This is a genomic window from Flavobacteriales bacterium (assembly GCA_025210805.1).
GTDB lineage: Bacteria > Bacteroidota > Bacteroidia > Flavobacteriales > CAJXXR01 > JAOAQX01.
Genome location: JAOAQX010000034.1, coordinates 92,468 through 117,504, shown reverse-complemented (window position 1 = coordinate 117,504; position 25,037 = coordinate 92,468). Strand labels below are relative to the sequence as shown.

General features: G+C 32.5%; 16 protein-coding genes and 1 pseudogene. 4 read left to right on the top strand and 13 right to left on the bottom strand.

Going from position 1 to position 25,037, the window contains the following annotated elements; genetic code table 11:
- Positions 1-28: 28 nt before the first annotated feature.
- Together N4A45_13500 and N4A45_13495 are read right to left on the bottom strand one after the other, a co-directional pair.
- Positions 29-1,180, bottom strand: coding sequence for an HAD-IIIA family hydrolase (locus tag N4A45_13500; protein MCT4666234.1), 1,152 nt, complete (start codon positions 1,178-1,180; stop codon positions 29-31).
- Positions 1,181-1,183: 3 nt separating this feature from the next.
- Entirely contained in the window at positions 1,184-2,314 is a 1,131-nt protein-coding gene (locus N4A45_13495; GenBank protein ID MCT4666233.1) for a glycosyltransferase, read from the bottom strand.
- 786 nt (positions 2,315-3,100) lie between these two features.
- On the opposite strand from N4A45_13495, the gene glmM reads away from it, so the two are divergent.
- From glmM to N4A45_13480, 3 genes are all read left to right on the top strand, one after another.
- Positions 3,101-4,489 (top strand): phosphoglucosamine mutase, encoded by a 1,389-nt coding sequence (glmM, locus tag N4A45_13490; protein ID MCT4666232.1) that lies wholly within the window; start codon positions 3,101-3,103, stop codon positions 4,487-4,489.
- A gap of 10 nt (positions 4,490-4,499) precedes the next feature.
- Complete coding sequence (locus tag N4A45_13485) at positions 4,500-5,651, top strand: cysteine desulfurase (GenBank protein ID MCT4666231.1); 1,152 nt, start codon at positions 4,500-4,502, stop codon at positions 5,649-5,651.
- A 508-nt stretch (positions 5,652-6,159) separates the two neighbouring features.
- Positions 6,160-8,850 carry a T9SS type A sorting domain-containing protein gene (locus tag N4A45_13480; GenBank protein ID MCT4666230.1) on the top strand — a complete coding sequence of 897 codons (2,691 nt, stop codon included), beginning with the start codon at positions 6,160-6,162 and terminating at the stop codon, positions 8,848-8,850.
- Here N4A45_13480 and N4A45_13475 read toward each other — a convergent pair.
- The 6 genes from N4A45_13475 to N4A45_13450 form a co-directional block, all read right to left on the bottom strand.
- The gene (locus N4A45_13475) at positions 8,831-10,033 is read right to left on the bottom strand and encodes a multidrug effflux MFS transporter (GenBank protein ID MCT4666229.1); all 1,203 of its coding nucleotides are present in this window, start codon (positions 10,031-10,033) and stop codon (positions 8,831-8,833) included. The genes N4A45_13480 and N4A45_13475 overlap by 20 nt on opposite strands.
- 2 nt (positions 10,034-10,035) lie before the next feature.
- Complete coding sequence (locus N4A45_13470; protein MCT4666228.1) at positions 10,036-11,061, bottom strand: RluA family pseudouridine synthase; 1,026 nt, start codon at positions 11,059-11,061, stop codon at positions 10,036-10,038.
- A gap of 7 nt (positions 11,062-11,068) precedes the next feature.
- On the bottom strand, positions 11,069-11,722 hold the full coding sequence (gene rpe, locus N4A45_13465; GenBank protein ID MCT4666227.1) for a ribulose-phosphate 3-epimerase: 654 nt from the start codon (positions 11,720-11,722) through the stop codon (positions 11,069-11,071).
- 135 nt (positions 11,723-11,857) lie between these two features.
- Entirely contained in the window at positions 11,858-12,763 is a 906-nt protein-coding gene (gene asd, locus N4A45_13460; GenBank protein MCT4666226.1) for an archaetidylserine decarboxylase, read from the bottom strand.
- A gap of 89 nt (positions 12,764-12,852) precedes the next feature.
- Positions 12,853-14,559, bottom strand: a complete 1,707-nt coding sequence (locus tag N4A45_13455; GenBank protein ID MCT4666225.1) for a hypothetical protein — start codon at positions 14,557-14,559, stop codon at positions 12,853-12,855.
- Positions 14,560-14,566: 7 nt separating this feature from the next.
- Positions 14,567-15,703 (bottom strand): ABC transporter ATP-binding protein, encoded by a 1,137-nt coding sequence (locus N4A45_13450; protein MCT4666224.1) that lies wholly within the window; start codon positions 15,701-15,703, stop codon positions 14,567-14,569.
- A gap of 205 nt (positions 15,704-15,908) precedes the next feature.
- On the opposite strand from N4A45_13450, the gene N4A45_13445 reads away from it, so the two are divergent.
- A complete protein-coding gene (locus N4A45_13445; protein MCT4666223.1) occupies positions 15,909-17,045 on the top strand; it encodes an MBL fold metallo-hydrolase in 1,137 nt (378 codons plus the stop codon).
- 711 nt (positions 17,046-17,756) lie between these two features.
- Here the strand turns inward: N4A45_13445 and N4A45_13440 are convergent.
- From N4A45_13440 to N4A45_13420, 5 genes and pseudogenes are all read right to left on the bottom strand, one after another.
- Positions 17,757-18,404, bottom strand: coding sequence for an HNH endonuclease (locus N4A45_13440; GenBank protein ID MCT4666222.1), 648 nt, complete (start codon positions 18,402-18,404; stop codon positions 17,757-17,759).
- Entirely contained in the window at positions 18,401-19,651 is a 1,251-nt protein-coding gene (locus N4A45_13435) for an AAA family ATPase (GenBank protein ID MCT4666221.1), read from the bottom strand. Before N4A45_13435 ends, N4A45_13440 begins: the two co-directional genes overlap by 4 nt.
- Positions 19,652-19,724: 73 nt before the next feature.
- Positions 19,725-19,919, bottom strand: a pseudogene (locus N4A45_13430) (tyrosine-type recombinase/integrase).
- Positions 19,920-20,241: 322 nt separating this feature from the next.
- Positions 20,242-21,255 (bottom strand): type II toxin-antitoxin system death-on-curing family toxin, encoded by a 1,014-nt coding sequence (locus N4A45_13425; GenBank protein MCT4666220.1) that lies wholly within the window; start codon positions 21,253-21,255, stop codon positions 20,242-20,244.
- A 614-nt stretch (positions 21,256-21,869) separates the two neighbouring features.
- Positions 21,870-24,524, bottom strand: coding sequence for an ATP-binding protein (locus N4A45_13420; GenBank protein ID MCT4666219.1), 2,655 nt, complete (start codon positions 24,522-24,524; stop codon positions 21,870-21,872).
- Positions 24,525-25,037 lie beyond the last annotated feature (513 nt).

The window sequence follows — 25,037 nt, the reverse complement described above, 5'->3', positions numbered from 1 at the left end:
TAGTCATTCCTAGTTACTAAGGAAAAGTCTATAAATCATTACCCAAAATATCTGCTAATTCTTTTAAAGAATCTAATCTAAAGTCCACCTTCGGGTGGTCTTTTTTTGATAGAAAAACAGAATGCATACCAAGGTTTTGAGCAAATTCAATATCGGAAATAGAATCGCCAACCATTAAAGACTTTGAGAAATTAATTTCAGGGAAATCTTCCAAAGCCTTGAGACCCATGCCGATATTCGGTTTTCTGTTTGGGTGATTTTTATCTGCTAATTCTTTTGCAAAATAGAACGCATCAATTGTTCCGCCTTTAGCTAAAACATCATCCTCTAACTTTTGATGCACTTTGTGGAGGTCTTCTTGAGTCATTAAGCCTTTTCCTATACCTTGTTGGTTTGTCACAATAACAATTCTTCCAAATAATTTCCCAAAAGAAACAACAGCATCAAGAGCACCAGGAATCCATTTGAACTCATCAACAGATTTTACATAATCGTTTTCTAACTTTTGATTAAGAACTCCATCTCTATCCAAAAACAGTGTCCAAGAACGATCTAATTTCTCAGAAATATCTGCAAGGTAATTTTGATTTTCCTTGAAGTTGTGAAAAATTCTGTATTCAATAATTTCACAAAGTGTATGACCTAAAATCATGTGAGCTTCTTGGATTCTAGGTGTGTTTTTAGAAGGGATTCTAAATGTTAAATCGCAAGATTCAAATAGTTTACCACCAGATTCGCCTGTCATTCCTACAGTGAAAACACCTTGTTTTTTTGCTTGATTTACCGCTCTTACAATATTTTCGGAATTACCCGAAGTAGAAAGTGCAATTAAAATATCGCCAGGTTTCATACTCGCTTCCACCATTCTTTCATAAACATGTTCATAAGAATAGTCATTGGCAACCGCCGTCATATAAGAAGTGTTTACGTGGAGTGCTTCAGAAAAAAGAGGCGGTCTGTCAAAATAGTATCTACCAGTAAGTTCTGCCGCTAAGTGTTGAGCATCGGCTGCACTTCCTCCGTTTCCACAAAAGAATACTTTTCTTCCACCGTGATAAGCCTCGATAATTTCGGAAGAGATTCTTTCCAAATCCTTTGCAATTTTTGGATTGGTTAAAAGCTCTTTTTTAAGTTCAATAGAATCATTAAGGTTTTTGGATAATATGGCGGCAGTGTTCATTTCTTATAATTTTTGGTAAAGTTCATAGAATTTTTTGCATAAAACATCCCAAGCAAACTTTTTCTTTTCAATTTGGATATTCTTCTCAAAATTTATGTGATTTTCTGGGCTAAAAAAAGCGTTTAACTTTTCTGAAAGAGCTTCTGTGTTTGGTTCAGACACAAATCCAACTTTTTTATCAGGACACATTTCTTCTAAACCACCTACACGAGTGACAATCATAGGGATTTCAAAATGATAGGCTATTTGTGTTACCCCACTTTGAGTAGCCGATTTATAAGGCTGAACAACCACATCACAGGCATTGAAAAAGTATTTTACTTCCTCATCTGGGATGAAATAGTCATACTGCAATACGGCAGATTCTAGTTGGTGTTTTTTGATAATTTCCTGATAATATTCAGAATCTGTATAGTATTCACCAGCAACAATTATTTTGATATTTTCTTTCTCTAAATTAGATTGAGCAAAAGCTTCTAACAACCAATCGAGCCCTTTATATTTCCTAATAAGTCCAAAGAATAGGATATAACGATCGTTTGGATCTAATTTTAAATGCTTGCAAGCTTGTTCTTTACCTATTTTTTTTCCAAAATTATCAAAAAGTGGGTGGGGAGAAAGGCTGATAGGTTTTTGAGAAACAAATTTTTTAATATCGTGGACTACACTTTCTGTCATTGCCATAAAACCATCAATAGGCTGAACAAAATATTGTGAAAATTGCTGGTCTCCAGGTCGTTTTTCATGAGGAATCATATTGTCTACTAAAGCAATAATTTTGCTATAATTATTTTTTTTAATGCTCCTTAAAATTGTTCCTAAAGCAGGACCCATTAACGGTAGCCAATATCTTACGATGACCAAGTCATATTGTGCTTTTTGTAACTTTCGCCCAGTTTTAATCCAATTTAAAGGATTATAGGCATGAATCATTCTTTTAATATGAATATCTTGAGGAGTAGGACTCTCTGAAAATTGCGTTTTACCAGGGAATAAAAACTTAGGATATTGTTTGGTAAAAGTAACAATATCTACTTCGTGTCCGTCAGCTTGAAAAGCCTTTGCAAGTCTTTCGTTATATGTAGCAATTCCACCTCTAAAAGGATGTGCTGGTCCAATAATAACTATTCTCATTAGAAATTTTAGCTAAAATGATTCTTTGGTAAAGATATTGAATCAATATGAATGCAGATATAAAGAAGAACATAAAACCACTGTTGTTTGTTTTTTTATTTATAACTCTTTTGGGTGAGATTAATCACACGCATCTCAATAGTATATTATAGATAAGTTCTTTGGTAAAGAAGGGAATGGTTTTAAATGAGTACTGTGTAACATGGGTTAAATTTATTATCCTATTTATGTGAAAATTACATCGTTATTAAAATAGGGTGTAATGTATTCTATATAGTTTATTTTGTGTTTATTGTGTTGTATTTTTTTATATATATTTGTGTGTATCATGAAATTATTAAAACAGTATGTTGTTTTATTATAAGGTGATTTTTTATGTAAATAATACTATTCTGATTAAGAAATCAGACATTTAATTTGAAAAAATCCCAAATACTGATTAAAACTTAACAAGGTGATCAAAAAAAGCCTATTTCACCTGAAAATTCCAGTAGTTTTGAGATAAGAGATAATGATCCATTATAATTTAAAATTTAACAAGAAAGATACAAAAAGGTTTGTGCGAGTCCTCTTTTGTATCTTGTAAAGAGATGATTTTATCATCTCTTTTTTTTGTGCTTGAAAATTTGATATTTGATTTTTTTACGAATTGTATGAACACTTATTTACCAAGAGTCTTATTCAATATTGGAAACCTATAGTTTTCCTTGAAAAAAGCCATTCAAATTACCAAATGAAAAATTGATTTTCCTATATTTGTTTTTCGAATAAAAAGACAAAATAAGCATGACTTTAATAAAATCCATCTCGGGTATCCGAGGAGAAATAGGAGGGAAGGTAAATGATGCACTTACCCCAATAGATATTGTAAAATTTGCTTGTAGCTATGGGAAATGGTTACAAGATCGTCATAATGGAAAAATTAAAATAGTTATTGGACGAGATGCAAGAATTTCAGGTCCATTAGTACAATCTTTAGTAATCTCTTCTCTTCAAATGATGGGAATTGATGTAATCAACTTAGATTTATCCACAACACCAACGGTAGAAATGGCAGTGGTTTGGGAATCAGCCCAAGGAGGAATCATCCTTACGGCAAGTCATAACCCAAAACAATGGAATGCGTTGAAACTATTAAATGAAAAAGGAGAATTTATTTCGGCAGCAGATGGACAAAGAATTTTAGATATAGCATCAGAAGAAAGTTTTGATTTTGCTAAAGTTGGTGATTTAGGTAGCATAAAAACTGTTGAAAATGCAATTGATTTGCATATAGAAAAAATCATGGATTTACCTCTAGTAAATGGTGATTTGAATAAGAAAAAGCCTTTAAAGATTATTGTAGATGCCATCAACTCAACTGGAGCAATTGCCATTCCGAAAACATTGGAAGCGCTAGGATATACAGACGTTGAAGTGATGTTCTCTGAGATGCACGGAGATTTTGAGCATAACCCAGAGCCTTTAAAAGATCATTTAAAAGCATTATCTGATCGAATTATAGAAACAAAAGCCGATTTGGGAATCGTGGTAGATCCTGATGTAGATCGTTTAGCTTTTGTATGTGAAGATGGATCTATGTTTGGAGAAGAATATACATTAGTAGCTGTTGCAGACTATATTTTGGATCACACACCAGGAAACACAGTTTCTAATATGTCCTCTACAAGAGCCCTAAGAGATATTACCGAAGAAAAAACAGCATACAAAGCTTTTAGTTCTGCCGTAGGGGAAGTAAATGTTGTAGAAATGATGAAAAAAGAAGACGCTATTATTGGAGGAGAAGGTAATGGTGGAGTTATTTACCCAACACTTCACGCAGGAAGAGATGCTATGGTGGGAACGGCTTTATTTTTAAATCATTTTGTAAATACAGACAAAAGTATGACGGAGTTTAGAGACCAATACCCGTCTTATACTATTGCAAAAAAGAAAATACAACTAACACCTCAAATAAATGTAGATGCAATTTTGTCTTCAATGGAAGAAAAGTATCGCAATAACTATGAGGTTAACACCATTGATGGTGTAAAGATATATATAGAGAAAGAATGGGTTCACATGAGAAAATCTAATACTGAGCCAATTATCAGAATCTATGCAGAATCTTCAAATGAACAATCCGCAAATAATTTAGCAGATCGTTTCATTGGAGAAATTAAAGAACTTATATAAAACTAACAATATGAGAGTGTACCTAGACAATGCCGCTACTACGCCCATGGATTCACAAGTAGTGGATGCTATGGCAGATGTTCTAAAGAACTATTTTGGAAACCCATCATCTACCCATTTTTTGGGAAGAAAAAGTAAGGGTCTAATAGAGTCATCAAGAAAAAATGTGGCGAAACATCTCAATTGTCTTCCCTCAGAAATCGTTTTCACTTCTGGAGGTACCGAAGCCGACAATATGGCAATCAATTGTTCTGTAAGGCATTTAGATGTTAAACATATCATAACCTCTGAATTAGAACATCATGCTGTAGGGCATACAGCAGAGAATATCAAGGATATTGAAGGAATAAAATTATCTTATGTTAGCGTAGATAAAAAAGGACATGTTGATTTAGATCATCTAGAGCAACTGTTGTCAGACAATCCTGAAAAAACTTTGGTTTCGCTTATGTACGCCAATAATGAGATCGGAAACCTACTTCCAGCTAAAGAAGTTTCTACTATTTGTAGAAAGCATGGTGCTTATTTTCATACAGATACCGTTCAGTCTATGGCTCATTATGCCTATGATTTAGAAGATTTCGATGTAGACTTTATCACTTGTGCTGCCCATAAATTTCATGGTCCAAAAGGAATCGGTTTTCTATATATCAATAAAGATGTAAAGGTTGCACCAATGATTCATGGAGGTGCACAGGAAAGAGGATTCCGTGGAGGAACAGAAAATCTTGCGGGAATTGTAGGTCTTTCAAAAGCAATGGATGTTGCTTATGAAGACCTCGAAGGACATAAAAATCATATTGAATCAGTAAAAAAACATATGATTAGTCAATTGGAGGAAAAGCTTCCTGGCGTGTATTTTAATGGAGATTCGGCAAATTTAGATAGAAGCTTATATACTGTTTTAAATGTTTCACTTCCCGAAACACCAAATGCAGCCATGTTATTATTTCATCTAGATATCTTGGGAATCTGTTGTTCTGGAGGTTCTGCCTGTTCATCTGGGTCAGATAAAGGCTCTCATGTTTTGGAAGGAATTAAAGCAGATATGAATAGACCAGCGGTAAGATTTTCTTTTTCAAAATTTTCTACAGTAGAAGAAGTAGATTATGCCGTTGAAAAACTTGTAGAACTCTATAAAAAGGCAGGAGTTTTATCGTAAACTAACGAATAAATTTTTATTGTTTTGTCAGTTCAGCCTGTCCCGACCCATCGGGAAGTGATTTCTCTGTAGAGAAACGGAAAAGAGTTCTCGATACAATTTTTGATTCCATTGCTTTCCATCAAAAACCACTCGAACTGACAGAGTTGATACAATTTTTATATCTCTGTCAGTTCAGCCTGTCCCGACCCATCGGGAAGTGATTTCTCTGTAGAGAAACGGAAAAGAGTTCTCGATACAATTTTTGATTCCATTGCTTTCCATCAAAAACCACTCGAACTGACAGAGTTGATGCAATTTTTATATCTCTGTCAGTTCGAGTGATTTCTTTGTAGAGAAACGAAAAAGAAATTGTATCGAGAACTTCCCACTTACATTAAAACACACCCAAAAACAAAGGATAATCCTCTGTATTAACATTTTTTAAGAATTAAAATAATTATCCAAGAGTAAATTAAGGTTAATATCTCTATATTAGAGCTGTTTTAATCATTTTTATTCTTTTAGTATGTTTAGATTATTTTTCTTTTTATTGTTTATCTTTCCAATAAGCCTTATTGCTCAAAATATTGATTTTGATATTTTGAATCCTGATTTTAAAGGAGATACAATTCGATATGCCGTACATGAAGATGTCAATTCCGATGGTGAGATTGATTTAGTAATTACCGGTGAAAATTCGATAGTTTATTATGAAAATAGAGGTGCAAATTTCTTTAAACCACATAGGTATTATCATATATTAAATACAGAGATTGTTTTAAAAGCCTCTGATTTTAACGGGGATTCAAATTTGGACTTCATTTCAATTATTGATTCAAATTTATATATTCTATTTTCAGATAATCAGAATAATTTAACAAAGCAGTTTTTAGGGGTTTATACCAAAAAAACGGCATTAGAAATAGCAGATTTTGATCAAGATAGTGATCAAGATATATTGGTGGGAACCAGTGCGGGACTAAGATTATTGTCAAACGATGGTACGGGAAATTTTACTCAACAAGTTTTGGAATCTCAATCCAATAAAAACCTCGCATTGTTGGATATGAACGGCGATCAAATTCAAGATGCAGTTTCTTTTGCGATAGTTTCAGACTCCATAGGAATACTACAATATAATGCAGGGAATTCTTCGGGATTTGTTGCTCAAACTACTGCAGTAGATACCATTATAGGGATTATTTATCCAAATCCCAATTGGCCATCATTCACTTGGACGTATTCAGTAAATGAGCTAGCAGTATATAATCCTAAACCAAACTCAAAGGACACGACTAAGCAAATTTTAATTAACTATAAAAACAATTGGAATCGATTTGCAATATATGCTTTAGAAAATGAGTGGGTACAAAAACAAGATACTTTTATCTATATAAATAGTCAAGTAGAATATGAATGTGGGTTTCAAGATTTAAATAATGATTCAATAATGGATATTTATGGAATGGCATCAGTTGGTGCAACGTTTTCTGGATTTCCAATTGAGTTTCACTTTTATAAAGATCCACAAACTTATGCAACCACCTATTTCCCTAAGGAAACGAGCTTCTTTCTAACTAGAAAGCAATATGTAAAATTAGAATATTCCGATTTTGATAATAATGGAATAGTTGACACACTAAGAGTGGGGTATAAAACAGTGTATCCTTCTACTACGCCTACAGAATATACTTTTAGTTTATATTTAAACAATCAAGCTCAAATACTTTCAAATCCAGCTCAGCCTTTAAATTATTCTGCGACGAATACTCATGATGGCGATTTTGTTGAGTTAATGGCATTGGCAGATGGAAATATTATTGTACAAGAGAATAAAAATGAGGGTTTTAAAAAATCGGTAGTTGCCCAAGCAGATACAGCAAATATTCCTTTTTGGTTAGCATTTAAACAAGATGCCGACAAAAATCATACGGCACCATACTACTTTAATTATAGTGGTAATTTTTTCTTAATAGATAGTACAACAAATGCCTATTATCAGCCTAAAATGAATCACGGACAAATGAGCCAGATAAAGGCAACAGGAATTGGAGATTTAAACCACGACGGTAAAGTAGATTTAGTAAGTTTTAATACCAGTTTTGATCTAAAAATTCATTACAATCAAACAGGAATAGACTCAACACTTAGTGATGTAATGGTGGATCCATATTTGAATAATTTGAGAATTACCTCCATTGAAGTTTTGGATATCAATAATGATAACTTGAATGATATTGTTTGTTTTACGAGAATAAAAAAACAAACAGCCCCTTATGTATATCGATATTATTTCTACACCCAAAATAGCAACGGAAGCTTTACAAAATTTTCCAAAAGTTTTACCACTTTTTATAAAGGTCTTGTAGATGTTGATCAAGATGGTTTTGATGATATTGTATTAAAATACGGATGGCATAGATATGATGGTGTTGATGATTTTGATACTCTACAGAGTCTTCCTTTTGATACTGCAAATAATATGATCATTGAAAATGTGGGAATGATTAATCATGACGGTTTTATTGATTATTTAGTCTTGCAAAATGGTAAACATCACTTATATCTTTCTGATTTCGATGGAAATTATCACGATTCTTATGAAATTAATGATGCAATACTTAATGAAGGAATTCAAAACTATTATTTTGCTGACTACAATGCCGATGGATTTATGGATATGATTGATAAAAGAAATTTCCGTGTTTATTTACAGAAAATTTGCCCCGAAATTTCATCAATTTCCGTTTCTCCTAGTCATTATTCTGTAGGTGACTCGGTCGTTTTAATTTCTAATTCAGAACCATCAGATTCCATTACATGGAAAATAGATAACAGTACTTTACAAGAAGGGAATGAGGCATACTTTATAGCCAATGGAGATTCTAATAAAGTGGTGGTATATATGCAAAGTGGAAATTGTCTAGACTCATTGGAGCTAATGCTTTATCCAGATTTATCCATTAAAGAATATCATAAAAATACTGTTTTTAGCTTAGTGCCTAATCCAGGACGAGATTTTGTTCAGCTATATTCAAATTTGCCTAATGAAGAACAGATACATTTCCTCCGTTTTAGAAATGCATTAGGATTTGAATTGAAATTCATCGAAGGAGAAGAAAACATTATTTCTGTGGATGACTTACCCGCGGGAGTCTATTTTGTTGAGATAAAAACAAATAAGAATTACTATCGTTCTAAATGGACAAAGCAGTAGTACTTTTTTTCACCAAAAGATGATAAATAATCCAAGAAATTGCCGAGTAAACAAAGATTCCTAAAAACATGGGCAGAATATTGTTATCAAAATTTTGCCCAACAAGTATTCCTAAAGGAATGGATATAAATGTAGAAAATGCACCAACAACAGAAGTGGCAATTCCTGCTATATGTCCTAAAGGTTCGAGAATAATGGCATTTGTATTTCCAAAAATAATTCCAACGAGAAACAACATCCAACCCACAAGAAACACAAAAACAGGAAAGATGATAAGTGAAGGGTCAAATGCAATCACTAAGGCAACAATTCCAGAGCTTATTGCTAAAAGAGTTAAAGCTCGTTTGACAAGATTCTCCATTCCAAAAAGTGTCACTAATTTTCTATTTAAGAAGGAAGCAGTACCAATGAAAAGAGCGAAAACGCCAAACCATATTGCAAAATACTTTTCTTGATGATATACTTTGTCAACTATTTGCTGAATAGAGTTTAAGTATCCTAAAAATAAACCTAAAATGAAGCCTGAAATAATGGTGAAGTATCTCGATTTTTTGTGGGCATAAATTTCTTTTAAAGCTTTAAAACTATTTCTAAAACTTAAAGGAATTCTATGAGTTTCGGCTAAAGTTTCTTTCTGTCTTAGATAAAACCAAAGTGTGGTAGCAGAAGCCACAATCAAAATGAGCAAAAAGATTCCTTTCCAGTTAATTATTTCTAATAAAATATCGCCTAAACTAGGGGCGAGGGCAGGAACGATAATAAAAAATGACATAATTAAAGACATTACCTTTGCCATTTCTTCTCCTTTAAATTGATCTCTAATAATCGCCACACATACAATTCTATTGGCAGAAAGACCAATTCCTTGTAGCATTCTACCAGCACTCATCCAATAGATATCTTCTGTAAAAAGACAGAGAAAAGAACCTAAAACAAAAACCCAAAAACCAATGAAAATGGCTGGTTTCCTACCTAATGCATCAGAAATAGGACCATAGAAAATTTGTCCTATTGCCATTCCTAAAAATACCATGGAAATAATCAGTTGAATTTGATTTTCATTTTCCAACTGTAAATCTTGGCTCATTTGAGGAAAAGCTGGCAACATGATATCAATGGTAAGAGCTACCAAGGACATCATTATTGCCATCATGGGAATAGAAAGACTTTTGAGTTTATCCAAAATTAGTTTTTCAGAGATTTTTGATAAGCGTAGCTACGCCATTTTTCAATGACTTCTTTCATGTCATCTGCCAATTCTGAGTCGAAACTCATCCATTCTTTTGTAGTTGGATGCTCAAAACCAAGTGTCTTTGCATGTAGGTTTTGCCTAGGAGCTAGGGCAAAACAATTATTTACAAATTGTCGATATTTTGTAAAAGTAGTTCCTTTGAGTATTTTGTCTCCACCATATTCTGGATCTCCAAAAAGTGGATGACCGAGATATTGGAAATGTACACGAATTTGATGTGTTCTTCCTGTTTCTAACTGGCACTCAACTAGGGTTGTGTAGCCAAAACGCTCAACTACTTTGTAGTGTGTAACGGCATGTTTTCCTTCAGATCCATCTTCAAAAACATAACGTAATTGTCTGTTTTTTCGAGATCTACCAATATGTCCTACAATTGTTCCTTCGTCTTCAATGACATCTCCCCAAACAAGGGCAAGATATTTTCTTTTGGAAGTTTTCTCTGCAAATTGTTCAGATAAATAAGCTAAAGCAGCATCAGTTTTGGCTACAACCAATAATCCTGAAGTAAGTTTATCGATTCTGTGAACCAAGCCTGGTCTTCCTTCTTCTCGTGGAGTGGCAAGCTGATTTATATGAAACAATAAAGCATTTACGAGTGTTCCAGAGTAATGACCGTAGGAAGGATGAACGACCATTCCTGCTGGTTTGTTGACTACAACAAGGTCATCATCTTCATAAATAATATCCAATGGAATATCTTCGGCAATAAGCTCATTGCTAAACACAGGATAAGGCTTAGAAATAGAAATGACATCATTAGGTCTTACCTTATAGTTGGATTTTACGTTTTGATCATTTACCGTTATCAAACCGTTTTCACACATCTGTTGGAGCTTAGTTCTAGAGTATTTTTCCCTAGAAATATGATTGAGAATGTATTTGTCTATTCTAATACTTTCTGCACCAGGCTCCACAATTAGGTTTTCGTGTTCGTAATTTTCTTCTGATTGTTCTTTCATAACTTTCTTATACCTTCTTTAAATCTTCTACCATTTGAACAGGATTTTCTGCTCTAAAAACAGAAGAACCAGCCACTAAAACATCTGCACCTGCTGCAGTCAGTTCTTTATAATTTCCTAAGCCAACACCACCATCTATTTCAATTAAGAAATCTCCACCTTTTTCGGTACGTAATGCCACAAGTTCTTTTACTTTAGAATAGGTGTTTTCAATGAATTTTTGACCTCCAAAACCAGGGTTTACAGACATAATACAAACTAAATCGAGGTCTTGAATTACCTCACTTAATACAGATACAGGTGTGTGAGGATTGAGAGCAACTCCGGCTTTCATACCATGGGCTTTTATATTCTGTAAGCTTCTATGAAGATGGTTGCAAGCTTCGTAATGTACTGTTAGATAATTGGCTCCGAGTTTTGCGAAGGTTTCTGTATATCTATCAGGATCTACGATCATTAAATGAACATCGATTGTTTTTTTTGCATGTTTTGAAATTGCATCCAAAACGGGCATTCCAAATGAAATATTAGGAACAAAAACTCCATCCATTATATCAATATGAAACCAGTCTGCTTGACTTTCGTTAATCATTTCGATATCTCTTTGAAGATTGGCAAAATCAGCTGCCAATACCGATGGGGCAATCAATGGCTTTTTCATAAAAAGGTTTTTTTGAAATAAAAATAGGAGCAAAGTTACTAAAAACTCATACTCCTATTCAATTTACTTGTTGGTATAATACGGTAGAAGGTTTCTGTAAAACTCATAAATCTACCATAGTCAATTGTTTGTACCTTATTTTTCTATAAAGAAACCGATGTTTTCACCCATTTTTATGGTGGTTTCAAAATGATTTTGAGTGTTTTCTATTAAATCTTCTGCAAAATGCATGGTGTTTTTTTGAAAAAGAAGCACCAAAGTAGAGCCTCCAAAAGCAAAATACCCTTTTTCTTGTCCTTTTTCAACAGTAGTATTGGCTTGGTGTGTTTGGATGATACTTCCTGTCATGGTAGCCCCTACATCACAAATGAGATATTTCCCAGACTTTGGATGTTCTACTTCCACGTATTCTCTTTTATTCTCTAAAAAAATTTCCAAATTTTTCTTCAGAGCCAATGGAGAAACTGAATAATAATCGCCTTTTATTTTAATATTCTCACCCACAACACCGGCTGTAGGGAAATGATAACGGTGATAATCTACAGGTGCTAAGCGAATAATTGCCATTCCACCGTCAAGATATTTTTCAGATACTTTTTTGTTCTGAATGAATCGATGGATATCAAACAAACTACCTTTTATAAAAAATTGTTGACTGGCTTCAAGGGTAGGGAAAACTAAAATTTTACCATCGGCAGGTGAGATAATTCCTTCGGCTATAGGGCGTGCTTCGGGTTTTATTTTTCTATAGAAAAAATCATTAAAGGATTGAAAACCTGTTGAAGGAATAATATAGTCATCCATTTTCATTTGAAATTGATCAATAAAAGCTTGAATTCTTTTAATAGATCTTTTGGAGTCCATGTGTTTTCCTACAAAAGAAGAAATCCATTTTCTTTTGAATAGCTGATGTAACAAAATTTTACCTAAAGGATTTTGCCCGTATAAAAAACGAATCATTCCTCCGCTAGGAACTTCTTCTGTTAAAACCTTTTTACTTTGTCTTTCAATATATTGTATCTGATCTTTTTCTTGGCTCATCTGTGGTATCAAAATATCGGGCAATTTACGCTAAATCGTGAAATTGAGCATCAAAAAACAAAAAGCCTCTAAAAAGAGGCTTGAATCTATTAGTACTTTGATGCTTTCCATTTTTTAATAAAACTTTGGAATACTAAAATACCTATAAAACATCCCAAAAATATACTGTAAATCTCTATACCACGAGGAAGATATTTTATCTCTTGCGGAGTATATGAGCATGGTGAAATTTTCTCATAGGTCCAATTTTCTGAGATGGCGAAATAGAGTATAGGTAAAATCATTACCATTGCTGGTAAGAGAATATTAATGGAAATAGATTTTAGTTTACGAGAAATTTGCTCTTTTTGAATGATATACAAACTTATCATGATGATTAATAGAACATAAAAAAGTAGTGCAAGTGACTGGAATTTATGGGGAATGTCAATAAAAACATTTAGTATTCCAAATAAAATCATGAGCGCACCTGCTACTGGAATAGAAATAAGGAAGTTTAAAATTTCTGTCCATTTAAAAATCATAAAGAAAACTGAGAGTAAAAGACTCAGAAGCAAAAGCCCCATAATAGATTCCAATTTTATGATTTTTTGGTGTCGGTAATTCCCCGTTAAATTATCCCAATTTCTTTCCTCATAATATCGTTTTTCTGGAGTGTAATAAGCATTGGGGTTGCTGTCATATAAATAATGACACTCCGTAGATACGGTATTATAAAGGTCTTCGTCATTTGCGTTGAAATAGGAGTCGGAACTAATTAAGGCAATGGGGTAATTTTTGAATTGATAAGTTTTATGATACTTTATAATTTCTTTTACAGAAATATCATAATTGATTTGGTATTTATCTAATACACCAACAAATCCTTCGATAATTTCTTGCAATTTTTTATAATCTTTTTGGGCTATAATATTTTCAATCTTACTTTTAGATTCTTTTAAAATACTGTTATATAGCTCTTTATCTTCAGAGTTGTTTCTTTCGTTGTAGGTGAGTCTCTGAAATCTAGATAAATAATTCGGTCTGTTTACAAAGTTATAAATTGATGTAAAATGAATTTTTTCTTTGTTTTCTGGAGAAAAGAAAGCATCAAAAATAGTCTTATTTCTACAAGAATCAAGATCTAAGTACTCAAGTTTGGATTTATAGTATAGAAATGAATATACGCCATCAGTAAACGTATGTGTATTTTGGTATAATAGCTCAGGATCTAATGCTCCTTTATCTAGTTCCATCCTACGCTCAAGAAGGTTTTTATTTTTGATTTTTAAAGAATTTGGATTCCAAAATAAAACATTATGATGGGGGCTTACTAAGCTAGGATCCAAAAGATGATTATTAATTTCTGAAACCAAAAAAGGTTGCGCTTCCAATACTTTGATATAATCGTGATGAAATTGCTCTGTGATAATAGTTTTATTTTTTATCTTGGCACCTGCGGTGAATGGGATATAGGCACTGACAAGTATAAAAAAAGGCAGCAGTAATAAAAAAAGCATCTTTGTAAAATAGCCTTTAGTAATAGGGTAATAATTCCTTATTGCTCCTAGTTTATAAAAACGAATAGACCAAAGAGCCACAATTAAAATTGCAAAAAAGAGGTGAAAAGTATAGATTCCATTATTTTCATAAAATCTAGTGAAATGTAGATCGTTTGCCAAATCAAGATTCCATAATGCGTAACCAGATATAAAAGCAAAAATCCATAAAGCAATCCCCATTGCAACAAACTCAAAAAATCGAGTTTCAAAAACAAGCGGGTAGTTTTCAAGAAGGTATTTTTTAAATTTTTTCATAATCATTTTATTGTTGGAAGAAACGTCTTGAAGATTGAGAAATATCTCGAATATAACGAATGGCTTGACTTTGTTCTGCAAACACTTTTAATACTTCGGAGAAGTTGATTTTATTAAAATGAATAATATAATAGCCTCCGTTATAGTGTATTTCTTGAAGAGTTTCTTCTTTAAATAGTTTTTTAATATCATCGGTGGATGCGTCTATTTCTAGTTCAATAACCACTTGATTATCATTTTTTTCTTCATTTTGCTGATGTAGATAAGTGGGTTTACCATTTTTTAGAAAAATTATATGATCTGCTATCTTTTCTACTTCATAAAGTTGTTGAGAACTTAAAATGATTCCTATAGGATTAGAAAGACTTTCTGAGATTGATTTGAGATCCTCGAGAACCAATTGTTGATTAAGAATGTCAAGATTTGCAAGTGGCTCATCTAATAAGAGAATTTTTGGTTTTCTCAACATTGTTTTTGCGAGTTCAAATCGCATTTTATAACCCGATGAAAGCTCAGCCCATTTCATGTCCTTAAATTTCCAAAGATCAAAACGAATCATATATAAATTAACAAGGAGCTCGTTATCCTCTGCAAACACACCATTTTGACTCGCAATATATTTGAGATTTGTTTTAATGGCACCATAACTTTTTGGTGTTCTTTGAGGAATATAAACCAGTTCTGTTCTTAGTTTGTAATCTTTGGCATCAGAAAAAGGGTAGGAGAGCATTCCCGAAGAAATATTCAAATCTTGAGCAAGAATGCGTAAAAGTGTGGTCTTTCCGTTACCGTTTTCACCCACAAGACCAATAATTTCTCCCTTTGAAAGAGAAAGATTGATTTCCTCTAGCTGGAAATTTGTGAATTTTTTACAAATATCTTTAGCTTTAAGTAGTTGATGTTGATTCTGTATAACAAATTCTACTTCTTTGAGTTCTTCAATAATCTTTTGAGCCTGTTGTTTAAATTTTTCAGCATCTTCTTTTTGGAAATAAAAAATATCAGCCAGTGGAATTATTTTCTCAGAAATTTGTCTTCTTTTAGCATCCAAAACACAATCTACTAGTTTTCTAAATGCCAAAGAAATATCATTAGAATTTAGATGGCTTTGGATTTCTTGAAGTTTTTGATGAAATTTTTTCATAGGTTAATTCTAAATATATGTTTGCAAACGATGTTTCTATCCACTTATTGTATTCTTTTTAGTAGACAATCATTTATAGATTCTTATTGTCAAAAAAATATCCTTAAAATAAGAAATTCAGTAAAAAGTGTTTAAACTCCGTCGATTTGTATTTACTTTTCGTTTTTTTTATGCTTTATTTTGTAGAGTCAAATTTCCAACTTTCATGAAATCAATTTTTAAGAAAATGCTTATTACTTTATTCACTATTATTGGGCTTTTTATTATCGCCTATATTCTTGTTGTAAATTTTGTTCCAGATTTTGGAGGAGATATTTCCGAAGAAAGAAAAAAACGATACCAAAATTCTAGTCAGTTTAAAGAGGGAGTGTTTAAAAATGTAATCAAAGCACCAAAAGATTTAAATTTTGGAGAAACCATACAAATGGCTTATTATTTTTTTACCACTAAAACAAATAATCCTAGACCAAACACCGATTTGGAAGTTCAAAAATTAGATTCGGCTTCAGTTGCCAATTATCAAGGTGATGCGAGACTCTTTTGGTATGGGCATTCAAGTTTTTTACTTCAAATTCAGGGCTTGAATATCTTTTTAGATCCAATGCTTGGAGAAGTTCCTGCTCCTCTACCATTTTTAAGTGGAAAAAGATTTAATAAATATCACCCTTTAGATCTTGAAAAAATAGAGCAAATGGATGCCGTTATTATCTCTCATGATCACTATGATCATTTGGATTATAAAAGTATCCTGAAAATTAAGGAAAAAGTAAAGATGTTTTTTGTTCCTTATGGAGTAGGCGTTCATTTAGAAAAATGGGGAATTCCATCAGAAAAAATAAAAGAAATGGACTGGTGGGAGGAAACCAATTTTAAAGGCTTGAAGCTTGTTTGTACCCCAGCTCAGCATTTTTCTGGAAGAAAAATGAATAACCGTATGAGTACTTTATGGAGTTCTTGGGTTATCCAAAATAAAGAAGAAAAGATTTTCTTTAGTGGAGATAGTGGTTATGGAGATCACTTCAAAGAAATTGGAGAAAAGTATGGACCATTTGATATTGCACTTATGGAGTGTGGGCAATATGATAAAAAATGGGCTGATATTCACATGATGCCCGAGGAAACTGCACTTGCTGGAGTAGATGTACGGGCAAAAAAAATGATGCCAATTCACTGGGCTGGATTCAAGCTGGCACTTCATGAATGGACTGATCCAATAAAACGAGTGAAAACAAAAGCAAAGGAACTTAATTTACCAATGATTAGTCCAGAAATTGGAGCCGAAATTTTGGTGAAAGATTCTACAGATCATTTGAAAGAAAATCATTGGTGGGAAACTATTTAATACCTTACGTTGTTAATTTACATACTGATATATGCCCCCTTTTGAAGGGGGAAGGGGGGATGTTTACCGCTTACGTTGTTAATTTACTCACTGTTTAAGCCCTCCCGAAATGTCGGACAAGCTATTTGAAGGGGGCAGGGGGATGTTATACCAAGTAAACGCATCCGAAAAAGAAGCTAGAACTTATTGGTAAATTAACACCGTAAACGGTATTACACCAAGTAAACACCCCCGAAAAATAAACTAAAACTATGAGTAATTAAATATAATATCGACTACTAATCTTGTTTGAATGAGATGAACGGTCTCGTGTATGAGTAGTAGCAGATTTCTACTCACAAACCTTTCGGTTTTGTACTGACCTGTGTTTTATATTTATCACTTAAACCGCTATTACTTATACACATTGTTGAACTAAACCCGTTTCACGGGTAGTTTTTTCCCAAAATTACTTAAAACTACAAAATTCTCTAATTTTAAGAAAGTTAAAATTACCGATTATGAAAAAAGACCTTTGATTACTCAAAAGTCTTCTCTTTATCTTCTTAAGTCCTGAAAAATGGATTTGTATAACCTAAATTTATTTGTCGCAAAACCCATAGTGTTTTGAAATGTTTTTCGAAACGCAAGCAACAGCGTGGGTTTTAGTCAACATTGTCTTCAGATTTTGCTCTGCGAGCAATCCGAAGACTTAGTTATTATATGGCGCTTTTACACTATTCCTTTGTCTTGAAGATAGCACATACACATATAGCTAAATTCATTTTCTTTACCACTAAATTCCATTATTTCATTCATTAAAATGTCTTTAAGAGCTTGAATTGGTTCTCTTTCGTATTTGTCAATTAAACTTTGAAGTTCTTTAATTTTTTCCGTTCTTCTCTCAATCAGTTCTTTCCTATTCAATTCAATTGTTTTCCAAGTTATTTCTCCTCTTTTGCTGTCATTAATATGCATTATTAAAGGTCCAAAAAAAGAAAGATGTTTGGTGATATTATCTTTGAAAGGGTTTATCAATTTAGATTCGCCCTTTCCGACATAATTTCTTTTACTGTTATTACACCAATAGCAAGCAAAAGTTAGATTAGACCAATTGAACGACAATCTAGGGTAAACAGCTTTTGGTATAATATGTTCGATATCTCCAGGATATTGATGTGTTACTTGACTTTCGCAGTAAGCGCACTTTTCTTTAGTCTCTAATTTAACTTGACTTTTTACCTGAGGGTGATTGTATCTATTTTTGTCATTTGTGGGTACTGCTTGACCCTTATTAATGTATTCCATCACAGTTTTAGTCCAATTTAACGCATTGTCAACTAAAACTTGAGGTTTATCAAGTTCTTTTAGTTGAATCATTTTTCTTTGCTTTTTTGGATTAAATCTGCTACCGAAGTGTGAACAAATTTTTCAAGACCAACACGCTTTAACTCTGACTTAAATTGTTCTATATTTTCAGGTGTTATACCTTTTTCAGAGTATTTGTTTAAAATCTCATCTATCTGATTATTTACCCATTCAGGTTTAGTAGATTCAATTCCTAGAACATCTCTCAGTATATCGTTAGCACTTCCTGATTTCTCTATATTATCAAGAAGGATTGAACTTACTTTATTATTCTCGTTGTAATTCAGCACGTACACTTTTGAGTCTGGCACAGAACTAATAATAAATGGATTATGAGATGCAATTATAAATTGGGCACGTGGGAATGCTTTTAAGAAGTTTGGAAGCAACGACTTTTGCATTTCAGGATGCAGATGGTTTTCTGGTTCATCAAACGTTACGCAAAATGGTTGATTATTATTTTCAAACATAAATATTTGCCAAGCTAAATCTATGATTGATGCAATACCACCCGATACAGCATCCATAGCAAATTCACCCGATTTTGTTTCCAAAATAACTTCTGGAATCCTGATTGATATTTTCTCAAAGCCAAGTTTTGGTGGCAAAACATTTTTCAAAACGTCTTGAAAGCCTTCAAAAATTCTAACAGCCTCATCATTTCTGCTAACAATTTGATTTCCATAGCCAAAAGTTGCTAGGGAAATTAGAGTTTCTTTGATAAAGTAAGTTTCGGATTTGGGTATGCTAGAAGACCCTTGATATCTCTGATGCTTAACACTTCTATAATTTTGATAAGCCATTTGTTTAGATATGGCTTGGGTGGAAATGTTAGGTACATTTTGATATTTGTAAATTGGTCTGTGTGAAGGAATATGAAAACCTGAAATAGGTTGTTGAGATGAAAATTGTATTCCATATGTTGAACCAACTTGCGTAGGTACCATAATATTGGTGTTTGTACCATTGATGTAACTTATATTACCGACTACGTTTTGATTATTCCTATTAACATTTGATGATTCTGAGCTAAAAAGGTCTTTCCCAAAATCACTAAAGAATTTTAATCTTCCAGTCTTTTTGTCTTTCTTAGGTGTACCAACAAGCTGACTTGGCCAACCAAAATGCCTATTTAAAAGCCCAAGAATAGTTGTCTTTCCAGCTCCATTTGCTCCAGTGATTATTGTTAACCTCGGATGAAAATCGATATCAATATTTTCATATTGTCTCCAAGTATTAATTCTTATTTTCTTAAACATTCAGATTGTTTTTAAATGCCATATAACAACTGTATAAACACTCCCTTGTATAACATAGGTGTGTTTATACGCCCTATATATTTTGTTTACCCAAATCTAATGAATCCAATGGGTTTATCAAATCAATGAGTTGATTTTTTGCTATATGCGTATAAATTTCGGTTGTTTTTAGGGATGTATGTCCTAAAAGGATTTGAATGGTTCTTAGGTTGGTTCCACTTTCTAGCAAATGTGTTGCGAAACTATGGCGTAGCATATGAGGAGTAACTTTTTGGGGAATATTGGCTTTTTTTGCTAAGTGATGCACAATTTTACCTACACTATGGGATCGCTATGTCTTGTCGTGAGGTTTTACCAAAAAACAAACAACAAACCGATCTTTTCCTACCAAAAAAAGACCTTTGATTGCTCAAAAGTCTTCTCTTTATCTTCTTAAGTCCTGAAAAATGGATTTGTATAGCCTAAACTTATTTGTCGCAAAACCCATAGTGTTTTGAAATGTTTTTCGAAACGTAGCAACAGCGTGGGTTTTAGTCAACATTGTCTTCAGATTTTGCTCTGCGAGCAATCCGAAGACTTAGTTATTGGGCTTAGTTTTTTATTAGGTTCATTATTAATTTCAGAACAGTTTCTCTTTGCTCTGGTGAACTTTGAGCAACAGTAAGTGCTAATGTTACAAGAGTGTTGTCATTTATCTTTCGCTCACCATTTTCATTCAGGTGGTGTCCGTTTTGCTCAAGAAACCACACAAACATAAATGAACCAATCCTTTTATTTCCATCACTAAAAGGATGGCCTTTAATGATTGAGTATAGCAGTTGCACAGCCTGTTCTTCTATAGTTGGATATGCAAGTTCTCCGAAAACAGTTTGAGAGATGCTCCCTAAGATTCCTTGAAAATAATCATCTTTTTCATTACCAAATAGTTCGCTGGCTTCTCCTTTGGAAATCAAATTAGATTTGAGCTGCTGAATCGCATTTTTAACATCATCATAGTTTATGACATAAATTAAATCCTTGTTCAGGTTTTCTGATGATAGTTCGTCCTTGTCGTATTTATCAAGTAACTCAAATGATTTTGAATAGTGTTCGATTATTGAAAGTAGTCCATCAGTTAATGCTTTCTGAGTTTGAAATAGCGCCTCGTTGAGTTGATTGATTTCCTTTTGTAATGTTTCTACTTTTTTTTGTTCGGTTTGAAGCAATTTTTGATTAATGGAGTATCCTTTGAGCAAATATTCTTTCAGTCTTTGAGTTGCCCATTTTCTGAACTCTGTACCTACCTGAGATTTTACTCGATATCCAACTGAAATGATAATATCCAAATTGTAGATTGATATTTTTCTGGACACTTCTCGATTTCCTTCTTTTTGAACTTGGCGGAATTCCCGCCAAGTTGATTCTTTGTCGAGTTCACCTTCTTTATATATATTCTTGATGTGTTCTCCAATTGTTCTTCTTGCTTTACCGAACAACTCCATGATCTGTTGTTCAGTCACCCAAACGGTATCTTTTTCACCGTCAATCACTACCTGGAACTCAGTCTGTCCTCCTTGTGGTTTGAATACAACCACCTCACTATTTTTTATTTCAGGTAGATTCATATGTCAATATACGCCTTTTTTAATTAAGCCCAACGGGCTTGGCTATGCACAGTACGGGAATAGAAAGGAAGTAACTAGCGCCTTTAGCCGCGAACCTAGCGAGCCACTTTTTATGTTTGTTATTTTTAATGAACTAAGATATAAAATTTGCGAGCGTTGCGGACAATCAAACCCCTTGGTCTAAGAACCAAACCCCCGTATTGGGTATAGGCGTTGTTGAACTAAACCCGTTTCACGGGTAGCTTTTTCTCAATAGTACCTAAAACTACAAAATTCTCTAATTTTAAGAAAGTTAAAATTACGGATTATGAAAAAAAAGAGAACTTTTAGTAGACAAAGCCTGTAGGTAAAAAAAACGAACAACAAACCGATATTTTCTCACCAAAAAAAGACCTTTGATTACTCAAAAGTCTTCTCTTTATCTTCTTAAGTCCTGAAAAATGGATTTGTATAACCTAAACTTATTTGTCGCAAAACCCATAGTGTCTTGAAATGTTTTTCGAAACGCAAGCAACAGCGTGGGTTTTAGTCAATCCCGATGTTTCGGGACAGGCTATTGTCTTCAGATTTTGCTCTGCGAGCAATCCGAAGACTTAGTTATTGGCAACTGCTTTTTATTTCAACCAAGTCATTGCTTTTGATGCATAGATTATTTTTGAACTTTCCTTACTACCTTCAAAGAAGTCGGCATCTTGCATAGTAATCAATTCTTTAGCTTTTATTTTAGGTTTATTTTCTAATACTTTTTTCAGAACTTGCATTTTAGGTAAATTCATACATTTCTCTTTAAGTAATGATTTCCACTCAGCTTCTTCTTTAAAAATAATTTCTTTACCGAAACTAGTCAGGTTTCTATTCTCATCTATAATGTTAAGAAGTAATAAGTCTCTATAAAATCTACTGCTAATTGAACTTTTATCAATTAGTAAAAGTGGTAGAGTTTGAAGAATGTCTTTAAGAGAACTTTTTGGTAAAAAGTTTTTTAAGTCTTTTTGTGTTATTTTTTGAATACTTTTCCCTCTTCCTTTTCTTGGAATGACCAACTTGTCTTTAATGTCAAGATTTGAAAGCATAAACCAATGTATAAGGTTTTTAGCATAAGCATCCCAAGTATTGTCTTGATAATCTTGTTTGAAAATGATTTTTAGTGTTGAAATTATATCATTTTTAGAAATTGAATTTTGATTTAATTTCTTTAAAGCTAAGTAAGGTGTATAGTTTTGAAACTTTAGTGTTGTAAAATCAATAAACCCTTCTTTTGAAATTTCGATATTTGAAGTTGTAGAATAATATTCACCACTTTTTTGTATTATACCAAGATTTCTTAACTCAATTAAAATATTATTTAATGTCTCTGTTCCTATATCCTTTGAGTGTTTTGTCAGCAAATCATCAATAGATACTTTTTTATTAGATTCAAAGAGTAGGAATACTTCAAGACACAGATTTACTCCTTGTCTAAGTAAATAACTTTCTCCAATAGTTGGTATATCTCCCGTTACAAGATAATCTCTATAGATATCCCAATAGATGTTGTAATTTGCACCTGAACGTATTATAAGTCTTTTGTGAAGCAAAGAAGATATTGTTTCACCGCTTATTAAGTCACCAACTTCTGATTCATCAAAGAAATTACCTTCGTATGCTTTTTTTGCAATTAGTTTTAATGCCTTTAGTTCTGGTGCGTCTAATCTTTCTTCGTCTTTTTGAAATAAATCTAGAATATTAAGATTTGATTCGACAAGATTTTCTTTTGCTAATCCTGATTCTATTTGGTCAAAAATATGAATACAAAGTTTCTTTGTTAACCAAGGTAAACCTTGAGAACTTTCTATAATTCTATCTTTAATACTTTTGCTTAATTTACCAACAGAGCCTTCTAATTGTTTTATTACACCATCAATTTCTTTTTCTCCAAATTCACTTATGTTGAATTCTCGTGATTGTTCTTTAGCTTGTTGCCATATATGATATGACGGGTCTGCACTATGAATAAAGAAATCAGTTTTCCAAGAAAACCCAACTATCAAATTAGGTTTTTTGTCAGTTACATCAGTCAAAAATTTATAGAATGTTTTGAAATAATCTTTTTTTCTAAACACATCTTCGAATTGGTCAAAGATTAGAACTAAAAATTTATTTTCATTCTTTAGTTTTTCGAAAAATCTAATGACTGTTTCCGAGGATAATAAATCAGTATTTGAGGTGAAAACTACATCTTTAAAAAAGATATCTTTTTTTATAAAACCGTCTATTATAGCTTGGTTAATTAGTTTTTTAAATGATAATGCCACGAAATTGTCAGATATAGCACTTCTTGTGTCTATTGCTAGTGTATAAAATTGATTTCGATAATATTTATTTTTCGTTCTCTCTTTAATTTCAAGCACTAATGAACTTTTTCCCCAACCTGATTTTCCATTTAAATAAAATATTCTTTTTTTAGATTTATCTTCTTTAATTTCTTTGAAATAGCCAAGTATTTGAGTTCTAATTTCATCTCTTCCAACAAAATGATTGTTTTCAGATGATGCAGGAAGATAATCAAACCAATTTTCACTCTCTTGAACTTCCGAAATTGTCTCAATCTCTTTTTCTTCTGTAATGTGTGTCGAAGCCTTATAATCAGAATAATTTTCAATCAAGGTTAATTCTTTGATTTCTGAAATTCTGGATTGTAATATTTCAATTTCTTCTTTTGTAACTTGCTCTGAGTTTTTTATGGCGTTTACAACAATGAAACTTGTTGGTAAAGCATTTGACTCGTTGATTAAGTAAATAAAGAAATCACCGAAATATGTTACAGCTAATATTTTTTTGGAAATTATGAAGTTTGCTAAATTTGATTTAGGCTCAAAAATCATTTTAGCGTCTTCGAGCATTGTAATGATTTCAACTGGTTCAAAAAAGGTTAAGTTTTTATACCTTTCCTTTTGTTTAATTTCAATTAATAAAGCTCCTGCTTGACTTTCTAATTCCCTAGTTCTAAAGAAATAACCCTTGTCAATTTCTTTAAATCCAACGTTAAATGCAAATTTCGAAAGTTCATCCGATTTTACTTTCTCCTTAGCTTTACATTCGACATATAAAGATTCATTTGTGTGTTTATGATTGGCGACTAAATCTATTTCCATTCCTGAGAAGTTAATATTCCCACGAATTTCAAAATGATGAATTGAAAGTAGGTTTCTTACCAAGTCTTCAAAACAATTCCCTTTTAATTTATTTGCTTTTTCGTCTTGCAGGATTATCCTAATTTCATTTTTCATTGAATGTTGTTTTTTTAAGTTGTAGCCAACAACCGTATAAACACACCCTTGCATAACATAGGTGCGTTTATACGCCCTATACGTTTATACTTTTTCTGTCATAATCAAAAACACAAAAACACCAGTAAATACAGGTTTTGGAGGTGAATTTAGAAGTTCTATTTATATTTTTGAATATCATAAGACTAAGGTACAAAAAAACAATTTAATGAAGGAAAGATAAACGAATAATTATCCGTATACTATTCGAATAATATACGGCTATTGTTATTAGATTTCGTTGGACTTATCTTCCCCTGCACGATCTCCCTAGCCCCGATAGAGGCGGTATCCTTTTTCTTTTTCCTTAGAAAAGACAGAAGGTTATTCCATTGAAAACTTTTTTATTGGACACACTTTTTTGGAGGGTAGCATAAAACAAAAACTGGTAAGATCTATTGAATAGATTTTACCAGTTTTTTATCGTTTAATAATACCCTTAAATGGTATAATATACAGTTAAGTATATTTTCA